13 protein-coding genes are annotated in these 13,157 nt (G+C 62.5%); all 13 read left to right on the top strand.

Annotated elements, in window-relative coordinates:
* The first annotated feature begins 1 nt into the window (after nt 1).
* The 13 genes from hxsB (at nt 2) to MITSMUL_RS03795 (ending at nt 13,139) form a co-directional block, all read left to right on the top strand.
* The gene (gene hxsB, locus MITSMUL_RS03855) at nt 2-1,417 is read left to right on the top strand and encodes a His-Xaa-Ser system radical SAM maturase HxsB (RefSeq protein ID WP_040635423.1); all 1,416 of its coding nucleotides are present in this window, start codon (nt 2-4) and stop codon (nt 1,415-1,417) included.
* Nucleotides 1,401-2,288, top strand: coding sequence for an MORN repeat-containing protein (locus MITSMUL_RS03850; protein WP_169627133.1), 888 nt, complete (start codon nt 1,401-1,403; stop codon nt 2,286-2,288). Before hxsB ends, MITSMUL_RS03850 begins: the two co-directional genes overlap by 17 nt.
* A gap of 14 nt (nt 2,289-2,302) precedes the next feature.
* A complete protein-coding gene (gene hxsA3 / locus MITSMUL_RS03845; RefSeq protein WP_005840150.1) occupies nt 2,303-2,782 on the top strand; it encodes a His-Xaa-Ser repeat protein HxsA3 in 480 nt (159 codons plus the stop codon).
* A gap of 18 nt (nt 2,783-2,800) precedes the next feature.
* Nucleotides 2,801-3,568, top strand: coding sequence for a hypothetical protein (locus MITSMUL_RS03840; protein ID WP_005840148.1), 768 nt, complete (start codon nt 2,801-2,803; stop codon nt 3,566-3,568).
* Between the two features lie 6 nt (nt 3,569-3,574).
* A complete protein-coding gene (locus tag MITSMUL_RS03835) occupies nt 3,575-4,684 on the top strand; it encodes a hypothetical protein (protein ID WP_005840147.1) in 1,110 nt (369 codons plus the stop codon).
* Nucleotides 4,685-6,490 carry a protein kinase domain-containing protein gene (locus MITSMUL_RS03830; RefSeq protein ID WP_005840145.1) on the top strand — a complete coding sequence of 602 codons (1,806 nt, stop codon included), beginning with the start codon at nt 4,685-4,687 and terminating at the stop codon, nt 6,488-6,490.
* Nucleotides 6,487-7,815 carry a hypothetical protein gene (locus MITSMUL_RS12070; RefSeq protein ID WP_005840144.1) on the top strand — a complete coding sequence of 443 codons (1,329 nt, stop codon included), beginning with the start codon at nt 6,487-6,489 and terminating at the stop codon, nt 7,813-7,815. The genes MITSMUL_RS03830 and MITSMUL_RS12070 overlap by 4 nt, the downstream gene beginning before the upstream one ends.
* Nucleotides 7,812-8,441, top strand: a complete 630-nt coding sequence (locus MITSMUL_RS03820; RefSeq protein WP_005840142.1) for an FHA domain-containing protein — start codon at nt 7,812-7,814, stop codon at nt 8,439-8,441. Before MITSMUL_RS12070 ends, MITSMUL_RS03820 begins: the two co-directional genes overlap by 4 nt.
* Nucleotides 8,438-9,079: a 4Fe-4S single cluster domain-containing protein gene (locus MITSMUL_RS03815; protein ID WP_005840140.1), complete on the top strand. Its 642-nt coding sequence runs from the start codon at nt 8,438-8,440 to the stop codon at nt 9,077-9,079. Before MITSMUL_RS03820 ends, MITSMUL_RS03815 begins: the two co-directional genes overlap by 4 nt.
* Entirely contained in the window at nt 9,066-10,988 is a 1,923-nt protein-coding gene (locus MITSMUL_RS13105) for an AAA family ATPase (protein ID WP_005840139.1), read from the top strand. Before MITSMUL_RS03815 ends, MITSMUL_RS13105 begins: the two co-directional genes overlap by 14 nt.
* A 3-nt stretch (nt 10,989-10,991) precedes the next feature.
* The gene (locus tag MITSMUL_RS03805) at nt 10,992-11,723 is read left to right on the top strand and encodes a PP2C family protein-serine/threonine phosphatase (protein WP_005840137.1); all 732 of its coding nucleotides are present in this window, start codon (nt 10,992-10,994) and stop codon (nt 11,721-11,723) included.
* A gap of 63 nt (nt 11,724-11,786) precedes the next feature.
* Nucleotides 11,787-12,629 (top strand): DUF4236 domain-containing protein, encoded by an 843-nt coding sequence (locus MITSMUL_RS12065; RefSeq protein WP_005840135.1) that lies wholly within the window; start codon nt 11,787-11,789, stop codon nt 12,627-12,629.
* Between the two features lie 192 nt (nt 12,630-12,821).
* Nucleotides 12,822-13,139, top strand: a complete 318-nt coding sequence (locus tag MITSMUL_RS03795; protein ID WP_040635419.1) for a YerC/YecD family TrpR-related protein — start codon at nt 12,822-12,824, stop codon at nt 13,137-13,139.
* The last annotated feature ends 18 nt before the right edge of the window (nt 13,140-13,157 follow it).

The following is a 13,157-nucleotide window of genomic DNA, read 5'->3' as shown; positions in this document are numbered from 1 at the left end:
CGTGCTGAATCACTTCAATTTCAGGGCGCTCGACGACGGCGATTTCCTGATCACGAATGATTATGGCCGGGCGCTGTTCGTATCGCCGGAGGAGTTCCAGCGCTTCCTGCGGCAGGACTTCGATGGGGCGGAGGCGCTGTACCAGCGGCTGCACCGTGCGCACTTCGTGCTGGACCCCATGGAGATATATGCGGACAGCATGACCGACGAGCTGCGCGAGATGAAGCAGTATCTTTGCTATGGCACGGCGCTGCACATCTTCGTCGTCACGAATCAGTGCAATCTCCGCTGTATCTACTGCCAGGCGCAGGACCACCAGCACTTCGAACGTGGGAGCATGTCCCCTGAGACGGGCAGGCGCGCCATCGACCTGGCACTGCAGTCGCCCAATCCGTCGCTCGCCTTTGAGTTCCAGGGCGGAGAGCCGCTGCTCGCGTTCCCCGTCATCCGCGAGATGGTGTGCTATGCAGAAGCGCAGCGCGGGAAGAAACAGGTCAGCTTCACCGTTGTCTCGAATCTCTCGCTGCTGACGGATGAGATGGCGGATTTCTTTCAGGAACACCGCGTTACTGTCTGCACTTCGCTCGACGGACCGGCCGCCATCCACGAGACGAACCGCCGCGCACAGGCCGTCGGCATGAGCAGCTACGAGAAGATGTGTGCGGGCCTGCAGAAACTGCACGAGAGGGGCATCTTTCCCGGCGCAGTCGAGACGACGACGCGCTACACCCTCGCGCATGCGCGCGAGTTGCTTGCGGAATACGTGCGCCAGGGCATGCAGACGATTTTCCTGCGGCCCCTGACGCCGCTCGGCTTTGCAAGGTCGGACTGGCAGGCGGTCGGCTATACGGTGGATGAGTTCCTGACCTTCTACCGGCAGGCACTAGACGAGATCTTCCGCCTGAACCGCGAGGGCGTCCGCCTGCGGGAACAGCATGCCGTGTTCTTCCTGCGCAAGATCTTGCAAGGCCGTGCCGACAACTACATGGAACTGCGCTCGCCGTGCGGCGCCGGCTTCGGCCAGCTGGCCTATTACTACAACGGCGATGTCTACACGTGTGACGAGGGGCGCATGGTGGCCGAGGCGGGCGACCCAGCGTTTCGCCTCGGCAATGTCTATCGCGATACGTATGCATCGCTGATGCGTTCGGATACCTGCCGGGCGACCTCTGTCGCCTCTGTCCTGGAATCCCTGCCGGGATGCTGTGACTGCGCGTATCAGCCGTACTGCGGCGTCTGTCCCGTCGTTCAATACGCGTCGAGCGGCAATATCTTCCCGCGGGAGGCCAATACATACCGCTGCCAGATCTACAAGGGGATTCTCGATACGCTCTTTGCCATCCTCAAGCATGGCTCGGAAGAAGAGCGGGAAATCTTGAAAGCATGGGTGAGGGATGATCATGAAGATAATCAGTAAAAATCCATTCCGCGATACGAAACTCAGCGGCTATCAGGGCTATTTCAAGAAGGCGTCCGTCGTCGTGCTGGCCATCGCGCTCTTCCTCGTCGTTTATTCCCTGCTGCTGAGCTTTGCTTCACCGAACCATTACGCGGCGGCGCACATCGGCGAGACGGAGGCCGTCGTCGAGAGCGCGGGCGGCACGTACATCGGTGCGGTGGCCGATGCGTATTACGAGGGAGAAGGCGAGTTCCGTCATCTCGACGGCTCCGTCTACGAGGGCAGCTTCTCCAAGTCCCAGCGCAGCGGCCAAGGGACGTTCCGCTTTGCCAATGGCGATGTCTATACGGGAAGCTGGGCGAATGACGAGATGGTCGAGGGGACGTACACCTTTGTCGATGGCCGCACGTATCAGGGAAAGTTCGAGGACGGCCGCTTCACCTCGGGCGTCTTCTCGCTCGGAAGCCAAGCAGCTGCGCTCGGCTTCCGGGAGTTCTCGGCCGACGTTGAGGACGGCGCGCTCTCAGCGCTGAATTTCACGCAGCAGGACGGCACGCATTACAACGGGGCGCTGTCCGGCTGGGCCGAGATAAAATACGCCGACGGCAACACATATGCCGGCAACGTGCAGCAGGGCGTGCGCAGCGGTCAGGGGACATTTCGCTGGCGTTCGGCTGATGGCACGGAGATTGCCTCTTATGTAGGGACCTGGCAAGATGATCAGATGAACGGCCTTGGAACATATCGATATACCAAAGATGTATATCCGTGTTTGACCGGCACATTCAAGCAGGGCGTGCCTGACGGTGAGATGAAATACGCCAAGAACAGCTCGAAGACGTTCAAGGCCATCTGGAAAGACGGCGCCTGCACGCAGGTCAAGGAATAAAGGAGGAAGACGGTATGGCGGAGCTATCATTCCCGCATGTGGAGCAGAAAATCGAGGATTTTCTCTATGATGAAGAAGGCAATATCCCAGTCGGCAAGGTCTTGATGATCGGGTCCATGATCCTGATCCTGGGGCTCCTGATGGCCGACGATGCCTTTGCGGCACATCGCTCGCATTCCTCCCATTCCTCCCATTCGTCTCATCAGAGCGGTTATTCGGGCGGCCACAGCTCGCATACATCGCATGCGTCGCATCAGAGCAGCTACTACGACGCGGCACCGGCTGCGCCGTCGTCCGGCGGCAGCTCTGCTGCTTCGGTGGCCTCGCATGCCTCGCACAGCAATGTGGCGCCGTCTGCCGCGGAAGTGCAGTCGCTGCACGCGGTCGGCAGTGGCGATACCGTTCATCTCGACGCTGCAGAGCAGGCCTTGCAGCCGGCTGCCGATGTGCCGGCTACGACATCCCTGCATGCGCCTGACGCGCAGGAACCGTGATGCCGGGAGGAGAAGAACATGAATGCACAAACGGTACAACTCTTGAGTATCCTGTCGGCCTGCCGGCCTGACGATGAGGAGCTGGCGCGGGAGAGCCGGATCGGCCGCATCATGCAGTCGGAGGACTATCAGGCTCTCATGCACCGCCAGGCCTTTGCCGGGCTCATGCAGGACCATTTCACGGAGGCGAAGCTGCGCACGTATACGGCTGAGCAGCTCGACCGCGTGGAGAAGGCGCTGCCGATCCTTTCGGATTGCCTGGACAATCTACTGTTCTCGCTGAAGAACGGCGATTGCCCGTCGCTGACGAGCGCAGACCGGCCGGATTTCACCGACCCCGAGCCGCTCGCCGCCCTTCGCGACCGCTTGGAAGAAGGCACCGGCAAGAATTATTGCAATATTCCCGACAAGGACTTCCTGCACATCTTCGACGATGCGACCGTCAAGTCCCTGCAGCCGTATTTCCTCGAGCTGCCGCAGCCTTGTGAGGACTACGATGCGGCCATCCGGGCGGTCCTTGCGGGGAAGCGCTACTGCATCCGCGCCTCTGAGGTCAAATCCCTCGAAGAGGCGTATCGCGGAGAGGCGGACGCCTGCCTGCGGCAGCTCGGGACGAAGCGCACGCAGCGCTTCAAGCTCCGCCTCGGCAAGGCGCTCATCGGCCTTTTTGCCGTCCTGCTGCCGCCTCTGGCGGCTTCGCTGACGGGGCTGCTTACGAGCTCCGCAACGCATGGCCTGATGGCCTTCCTGTTCCTCTGTGCGATTGTCTTTTGGCGGAAGGGGTGAGGCATCATGAACAAGAAAGAATATCTCGAATCCCTCCGCGCGCAGGTCGCAGATGACGCTTCGCGGCAGGGAGGCAGGAAGCTGCTGAAGAGCAGCGCGATGCTGCTGGCTGCGGCGCTGGCCGCAATCGGCATCGGCATGGGCATCTCGCATGCCCAGCGCAATAGCGCCTATGAGCATTACCAGCAGAGTGGCGAGCTCTCCTATGAGTATCTGGATGTCAAAGATGCGTTCGCGAGCTGGAACCAGAAGGACGTCGGCAACGATGTCGATGCCCTGCTGGCGGGCGGCAGGATCCTGCTGCGCGACAACCTGCGCGTGACAGGCGCGTCTGCTGTTCCCGCGGAGTCGGGCTTCCGGCAGATCCCCGATGCGTCATACCTGAATCTCGTCGGCAATGCGATCGTTTACCGCAGCGACAAGGACCGCCATATTTACGCGGCGGACCGCGACTCCCTGCAGAGCCACCTGCTCTACGATGGCAATGCCGGCGAGGTCTTCTGCGTCGGCACGCGCGTCTACTTCATCGACTACGATGCGGGCGGCGTAGTATCGTATCTTGATCTGGCGGCGCCGTCCGACAAGAAGGCGGTCACGGCGGAGGGCGTGAGCTCCTTTGCCGTATGCGGCGATGAAATCCTCTACCTGAACGCCGCGCACACGCTGCGCCACGCCGCCCTGTCCGCGGAAAACGGCGCGAAGATCCATCCCAGAGACCTGATGCAGCGGGTGGAGCGCTTCTACCTGTACGATGCGGGCATTGTCGCGGAGAGCAGGGACACCGTCGCCTCCTTCACGATGCAGGGCGACCGCGTGCAGCGGCGCTATCGTTCCACGGATGGCGATCTACAGGTGGCGGGCTTCCTGCCCGGGCAGCAGCTCCTGTTCATCCGGGAGAATGGCTCCTATGCAACCGTCCGCCTGGGGGCCGCGCAGGCTCAGCCGCTGCCATTTGACGGCGCAGACACGCGGACGCTCACCTCGCTGGTGCAGGATGAGGCGGGTGCGATTTACGGCGTCGCCTGCGCGAAGAAGGATACGTCATCAAGGGCTTCCGAGCTCGTCGTCTTCGGGACAGCCGGGACAGTCGGAACAGATGGAAAGGCGGGGAGATGAATGGCAGAGGAACGCGCATCGTCTACACAGATCAATACGCAGGTCAACACACAGGTCAATGCGGACGCCATGAATCCGCGCCCCGCGGCGACCTCGCTGAATCCCGGCCTGCGCGGCGCAGAGACCGAGATCAATCTGCCGTCGCAGGAACAGGGGGCGGCGGATTTCACCCAGATCAACGACCTCCTGCACCGCGCAGCGCAGGGAATACCGGCAGGCACCATGCTGCTCGATAAGTACCGAGTGGAACGCTTGCTGACGGCGGCCACGGGCGAGGCCACGCTCTACGTCTGCTCCTATGGTGGCAAAGAGTACGTCGCCAAGGTCTACCGCAGGGCGGCGGCCATCAAGGACTCCGTTGTCGCGGCACTGCGCAGCATCGACTCGCCGTATGTGGCGCGGCTGTTTGAGACGGGGACCTGGCAGGGTTTCCCGTTTGAGATCATCCCGTACTACGCGGCGGGCAGCCTGCAGGGGCGGCGGTTCTCGCTCTCCCAGCTGCAGCAGGAGATCATACCGGCCTTGAATGAGGGCCTCAAGGTTCTCCACGGTCACAACATCATCCACAAAGACCTCAAGCCATCGAACATCATGCTCTGCGATGACGGGCGCCATGTCGCCATCATCGACTTCGGCATCAGCTCGGTGCGCGAGCAGGGCCGCACCGTCCTCGTGACGCGGACGGGCATGACGCCGGACTACTCGGCCCCGGAGACCTACAACAACCTGTTCCTCGCAGAGTCGGATTACTATTCGCTGGGCATCACGATCTACGAGCTGTTCTGCGGCCATACGCCGTACGGCGATGTGGACCCCGAGACGCTCGAGCGCTATCTGGCCATCCAGCAGGTGCCGATGCCGGATTCCTTCCCGGCCCGCCTCAAGCAGCTGATCCTCGGGCTGACGTATCAGGACATCACGCACCGCAAGGAGAAGGGCAACCCGAACCGGCGCTGGACCTACGAGGAAGTCAAGCGCTGGTGTGCCGGCGAGGATGTGCCGGTGCCGGGGCAGGGGGCGGCGTCGACCCTACTCGGCTCCGATGCCATCCGCATCCCACCGGTCACCTTCATGTACAAGCGCTATACCGACCTCGGGAAGTACGTGCTGGCGCTGGCCAGCGACTGGAACAACGGCAAGAAACGCCTCTACCGCTCGAATCTCTCGACGTACTTCAACAAGTTCAATGCCGATTACGCCAACATCTGCCTCGATGCCGAAGAGGCCCTGCGCCACCGCCATGCGGACGAAGACGTGGAGTTCTTCCGCGTGATCTACCGCCTCTATCCAGGTTTCCAGCCGTTTATCTGGCAGTCGCATCAGTGGCCGGACATGAAGGCCTTGGGGATGGACCTGCTGCAGGCCCTGCAGGGCAGCCAGGACGAGCTGCCACAGGCCGCGCAGCCTTTCCTGGGGTTCGTCGCCAGACAGCTCTTTTCCGTGCGGGAACAGGTCGTCCACCGCGAGCAGCCCGACCGCATCCAGCAGATCAACGCACTCGAGACCCGCTGCAACAATGCCGCCGCGACCAAGGACTGGCCGACCGTCATCCGCGAGCTCTATCTCTTGGCCTATCTCTACGCAGAGGAGCGGGAGCTCGTCGTCCCGTTCGGGCGCTTTGCCGATATCGAGGCGTTTGTGGATTATTTCAAGGACAAGCTCAAGCGCGGCGAATCCATCGACGAGGAGGCGGCCTTCCTGATCCCCGCGCCCGGGGCAGGAGCCGGCAGCGTCCTTCCTGCCTTTGCCGCCTGGCTGATCACGCAGGGCAAGGGCGATTGCCTGGGAAAGGAGGCTTTTCGTTGAGTGGGCCGAAAGTATCCGTCTACACATTGACGGCAGAAGAGTTGGCAGCCCTGGCGGCAGAACTAGAACGCCAGTTGCAGGAAATGGAACGGCGCGAGGCGCTCCTGGAAAGGGCGCGCGTGTACGAGTCCGAGCTGACGGAGTATGAGAGAGCGCTGCCACTGCTGCAGCAGTCCCTGCAGCGGTCAGAGGGCTGGGTCGACACCAAAAGCTTTGCGGCCGGGATGAAGGCCGCAACAGAGAAGCTCGCCTCGTGCCGCAAGCTGCTTACATCCATCGTCCAGGCGCAGGACAATGCGCAGGCGGAGCGCAGGCTCTCCGAGCTCGCGGCCATCGTCCCGGAGCTCGAGGAGGTGTTCTCAGAGCAGCGCGAGCAGGGGCTGGCACTAGAGCAGCGGCTGGCTGATGCGCTGGACACGACGGTGGCGGGACTGTTCCGGCCGGATGCTGCGCCGCAAGAGACGAAGGAAGCGAAGGGAGCATCGGAGCAGAGCCTGCCGGCCTTCGTCCGGTCCGATGTCGAAACACTGCTGTCCCTGAAGGACAACCACTATCTGCCGCTTACCTACCGCCGGATTGTCGAGCAGGCCATCGCGCACATGCGGCAGGCGCAGCAGGAGCAGCGTCTGGTCTCCTTCTGCGAGGTCGAGCTTCCGGATGTGCTGGCGCAGTGCCGGGCGTTCCTGAGCCTCTGGCAGTCATCCGGCAACCGCTATCTGCAGCTGCTGCGGCGCTATGAGGCGCTCTGTCAGATGAACGGGAGCCAGCCCGAGCTCGTGCCCTTCGCCGAAGAGGCCGCCGGGCGGCTGTCCTCTCTCATCGCGGCAGAGGAAGCCTCTGCCAGAGCGGCGGCCGAGCAGGCCTATATCCGGCAGGCCATGGATGAAGTCATGGCAGAAATGGGCTACGACGTGCTGGGGGACCGCGAGGTCCGGAAGCGCGACGGCCGGCACTTCGCCAACGAGCTCTACCGCTGTGAAGGCGATACGGCCGTCAGCGTCACCTATGCAGACGATGGCCAGATCGCCATGGAATTCGGCAAGACGGATGACCGGGACCGCCTGCCGACGCAGGCAGAGAGCGCCGAGCTCGTGCGGCAGATGCATGCCTTCTGCCAAGACTTCGAGGAAATCGAGGCCCGGCTCGCTGCCCATGGTGTCTGCCTGGACAAGCGCATCGCCCTGACGCCGCCGTCGGCCGATTACGCGCAGATCATCAACCTCAGGGATTACGCGGCGGCCCCGCGCGCAGACGGCCGCGAGGCCGGCCGTGCCCGGCAGAAGAAGCAGCCAGCCACTGCAAGACAGGCAGGTGAACCCGAATGAAACGCTATAAGATATGCCCGGGCTGCGGCGAGCAGAATCCGCCGAGCGCCATGGAATGCGAGTACTGCGGCTACGACCTGATGAATACGCCGGCAGTCGACCCGGAATGCGCGCCTGCCGCGCCCGAACCGGCTGACCAGGCAGAGAGCGCGGGCAGCGCGCCCGTGGAGGCTCCGTCGACGCATCTCGTGCGCATCTGCTCCTGCGGTGCGGCCAATCCGCCGCAGGCCCGCAAATGCCAGCGCTGCGGCGAGGACATCTCCGACATCCTGCCCGTCGCAGAACCTGCTGAGGCGCCGAAGCGCTTTGCGCTCGAGGAGATCGGCACGGGCCGCTGTTTCCCCGTCCCTGCCGGCACGATCGTGATCGGCCGCGAGAACGCCATGCGCGAGATTCTCGCCGACAAGCCCTACGTGAGCCGCATCCACGCGAAACTGACGGTGGCGGACGGCAGGCTCTACATCGAGAACCTCAGCCATACGAATTACACCTACGTCAACAATGAGCGGATCCCGGCGGGCAGGATGGAGCTCAAGCCGTCCGATGAGATCGGCCTCGGCGGCCTTGCCATCGACGGCAGGCGGCAGGAGCAGGCGGCCTACTTCCTCGTGGAGAAGATGCCATGAGCTGCAGTCAGACCGTGAATATCGCGCGCATCCTCTATCCCGTGCGGGCGCTCGGGCCGGGAAATCGCCTGGGCATCTGGCTGGCCGGCTGCCCGCGCCGCTGCCCCGGTTGCAGCAATCCGGAGCTCTGGCAGGCGCAGGCGGGGCAGGCGCTCTCGCAAGAGCGCCTGCAGGAGCTCCTGCGGCCCTTCCTTTCGCGTGAGGATCTCGGCGGTGTCGTCGTGACGGGCGGCGACCCCTTCTTCCAGGCGGACGCGCTGCTGCCCCTGCTCGCATATCTCGACCGATCCGTGCCGGACATCCTGGTCTACACGGGCTACACGTACCAGCAGCTCTTGCACCTCGGCAAGAGTGCGCGCGCTTGCCTGCAGCACATCGGCGTCCTGATCGATGGCCCGTACCGGCAGGAGGAGAACGACGGTCATCCGCTGAAGGGATCAGCCAATCAGCAGATCTACTTCCTGCGGCCCGAGCTGCGGCCGCGCTACGAAGCGTACCTTGAAGGGCCGTCCCATCCAGTCCAGAATTTTACGATGAAGCACGGCATCATCTCGGTGGGCATCCACCGCCGCGATTTTGCCGATGCGGTTGCGCAGCAGGCGAAAAAGAAAGGAATAATCCTCCATGACAGACCGTAAAGCACAGGAGTACATACCAAAATGGCATCGGGAGCTCGATCTCTTCTCACAGATCAAGCCGCTGCTGATCCTCGATGGCAATGTGCTGGATGTCTACCAGTACCCCGTAGAGGGCAGCATCCCGAAGGGCTCGATCGTCCGCCTGACGGATTACCTCTATTATTTTTTCAAGGACCGCGGCTATGAAGCCATCGTGTTCTACGACAACCTGCGCGGCTTCTACAACACGTGTGAGCCAGAGCTCGTCAAGAAGTTCGGCGGCATGGTCCAGGCGGAGCCGTACAGCGGCACCATCCGGGTGGAGTTCCGCGGCGCGAAGGATACGGGCGCAGTCGCCATGGTCGGCAGGGCGCTGGCCCAGAACAAGGTCAGCACGGTCATCGTGATGAACATGGCCTCGCGCTACATCAGCTCGCCGGACAATCTGACGCAGGAAGAAGTCGATTCGTTCAGCGGCCTCGTGCGCGCCCTGCTCGAGGCGCGCGATACGATGGACAGCAAGCACGTGATGCGCAAGAACCTGCTGGTCGTCATCGCCAATAAGCTCAACGACCTGCCGCCGTGGTTCTACCTGCAGAACCCGAATGCCAAGAGCATCGCCATCAGCGAGCCATCGAAGGAGGAGCGCGAGCGCCTCGTGATGGGAGAAAATTTCTCCTCCTTCTTTGCGCGCGACATCTATGAGGCAGACCGGCCCGCCTACGAGAAGGACCCGGAGAGCCTGCACAAGGTTCAGGAACGCTTCGTGGCCCTGACCGAGGGCATGAGTTTCACGGAGCTCAACGGCCTGCGCAAGCTCTGCAAGAAGGAGCGCCTGCACATCCATGAGATGAGCACGGTCGTTGACCTCTACAAATACGGGATCCGCGAGAACCCCTGGAAGAATCTCGACCTCGAGGAAATCAAGCAGGCGGCCGTGCGGTTCGAGGAGCGCGTGAAGGGACAGCCGGCGGCGCAGAGCAAGACGCTCGATATCGTGAAGCGCGCGATTACGGGCCTCTCCGGCCTGCAGGGGTCCTCCCATGGGCGGCCCAAGGGCGTCCTGTTCTTTGCGGGGCCGACGGGCACTGGCAAGACGGAGACGGCCAAGACGCTCGCGGAGATCCTGTTCGGCAGCGAGGATGCCTGCATCCGCTTCGATATGAGCGAGTACAGCCAGCCGCACAGCGACCAGAAACTCCTCGGCGCGCCGCCGGGCTATGTCGGCTATGAGGCCGGCGGCCAGCTGACGAATGCCGTGCGCAACCGCCCGTTCTCCATCCTGCTCTTCGACGAGATCGAGAAGGCCCATCCGACCATCCTCGACAAGTTCCTGCAGATCCTCGAAGATGGCCGCATGACGGACGGGCAGGGACAGACGGTGTACTTTTCGGAGTGCATCATCATCTTCACGAGCAATCTGGGCATCTACACGCGCGATGCGCGCGGTGAGCGCCACCTGAACGTCACGATGGACATGACGTACGAAGACGTCGCCAAGCGCGTGCGCCGTGCCATCGAGGACTACTTCAAGCTGGAGCTCGGGCGGCCGGAGATCCTCAACCGCATCGGCGAGAACATCGTCGTCTTTGACTTCATCCGCCCGGACGTCGCCGAGCGTATTCTCGCGGCGCAGGTCAAGAAGATCGTCCGCTTCCTGCGGGAAGACAAAGAAATCGCGCTCACGCTGTCGGACAAGGCACAGGCAAAGCTCAGGGAGGCGGCACTTTGCAATCTGGCCAACGGCGGCCGCGGCATCGGCAACATCGTCGAGAGCCACCTGATCAACCCGTTGAGCCGCTTCCTCTTCGACCACGACCTCTACGAACGGACCTGCGTAGAGGTCCAGGATATCGACGCCTTCACCACGCCGGTGTCCCTGATCGCGGAAGCCCGACCGATGGATGAGCAGGCAGCAGAGGAGGGATGAGATATGGAAGTCTACATGCATACGGTGAGTGGCAGCCACAAGGCGCAGAATGAGGACCGCATCCTCGCCGGGCCGCAGGTCTATCAGGATGTGACGGCCGACATGGATTTCGCGGGCGGCTTCGTGGCCGTGGCGGACGGCGTGGGCGGCAATTACGGCGGCGCGGCAGCAGCGCAGTTCCTCTGCGAGCGGATTGCCGGCCTGCCGCGGCCGGAGCTCGAGTCACTGCGCGCCGTCAATGAAGCCCTGCTGGCCCATGGCCGCGGGACGCCAAATAGCGGGAAGATGGCCGCGACATTCTCGGGGCTCTTTTTCGGAGAGGGGCTGCCCGTGCTCGTCCACGCCGGCAACACGCGGGTCTATGCGATCCAGGCCGGCAAGTACCTGCGGCAGCTGACGCGGGATGACACCGTCGTGCAGTACCTCCTGGATACGGGGAAGCTGACGGAAGAAGAAGCGGAGTCGTATGCGGCGCGCAACGAAATCACTTCCTGCTTCGGCGGTGGCCGTCCGGACCTGCTGCGCCTGACGATCCGGCGCCTGCCGGATGATGCGCAGCAATACCTCCTGACGACGGATGGCATCCATGAGTACGCATCCACCGACGAGCTGGAGGACATCCTCGCCGCCGCGCAGGGGGACTGGCTGGCGGCCGTCAAGCAGATGGTCAAGCTCGCCAAAGACCACCGTTCCCCGGATGACTGCACGGCCGTGATCCTCGATGCGGCGGTCTGACCGCAGGCCATGGCCGTGAGACCATGAGGACAGGGTGATGGAGAATAGAAAGAGAGTGATGATATGAGCTGGCGTTTTCGCAAGAGCATCAAGATCGCACCGGGCGTGCGCATCAATTTTGGCAAGTCGAGCACGAGCCTGAGCATTGGCGGCAAGGGCTTTCATCGGACTTATAGCTCGACGGGGCGGGTGACCGACTCCATCGGCATCCCCGGCACGGGCATCTCGTACACGACGACGCACTCCAGCCGCAAGCGGGCCGCGCGCAGCGTACCGGCCCCCGCCGCATATGCCAGGCCGGTACCGGCCGTGCCGCAGGCGCCTGTCGTGGACATCGCGGCAATCCGCGCTCAGATTGCCAGCATCTACCGGACCGCGGACACGCCCATCGACTGGAAGAAGATGCTCGTGACGGATGACCCGCAATACCATTACTTCAAAGAGCGCGCCGAGGCCATCCTGAACGGGGACATCGACGCCTACTTTGAGGTCATCAACGGGCTCAATCCCCTGAACGACCTGATGGAATACGGCAGCGGCTTCGAATGTGGCACGGATGACCCGCGCCAGCTGTCCGTCCACTTCCACGTCAACAGCGACAAGGTCCTGCACGATGCGAGAGCGCTGCCCAAGGAGACGTACTACGATCTCCTGCAGGACTACGTGTGCGGCTGCGCCATCCGCATCGCGCGCGACATGTTCGCCATCCTGCCCATCCGCGGGATCATCGTCGATGCCTGGGACCACCGCGATGAGATCCTGTCGGTCGCGTTCAAGCGCCGCGCCTTCGCCGCGCTCGACTTCGCGCATCTCGACCCGTCCGATACCATCGAGCAGTTCGAGCACCGCATGGCCTTCCAGCCGGCGAAGGGCTTCGCGCCCATCGTGCCATTGGACGATTTTTGAAGTGTCTGGGGCAGAGACATTACATATACTGTGGCGAAAAAGTTACATCTTTGTTAAGGATGTAACTTTTTTTCGAGTGGCGTCTTTTCTTTTTGAGGATGCTGTGTTATAATGACAATAAATTTTCACTAACTAAAGGATTAAAGACGAAAAGCTTTGCTTTTCGGATTCGATATGGGGAGGGGAAAGGGTATGGTGAACCCAAAACTCAAGGATGAGCTCAATGACCAGCTCTGTGAGGCGATGCTGTCGCTGGAGACGGTGGACGAGTGCTACCAGTTCTTCGAGGATCTCTGCACGATCAGCGAGCTCAAGGCGATGAGCCAGCGCCTCGAAGTCGCGCGGATGCTGCGCGCGGGGCACACGTACGATGACATCGTCGCGCGCACGGGGGCGAGCACGGCGACGATCAGCCGCGTCAAGCGCTGCCTCAACTACGGCGCCGACGGCTACCGGATCGTCCTTGACCGGCTGGCACCGGGGGAAGAGAAGGAACCCTCGCACAAGTGAGTGGCTTCCTATTAATAG

Source organism: Mitsuokella multacida DSM 20544 (assembly GCF_000155955.1).
GTDB lineage: Bacteria > Bacillota > Negativicutes > Selenomonadales > Selenomonadaceae > Mitsuokella > Mitsuokella multacida.
Note: the sequence above shows the minus strand (reverse complement) of the source record. Positions and strands in the feature narration are given on the sequence as shown.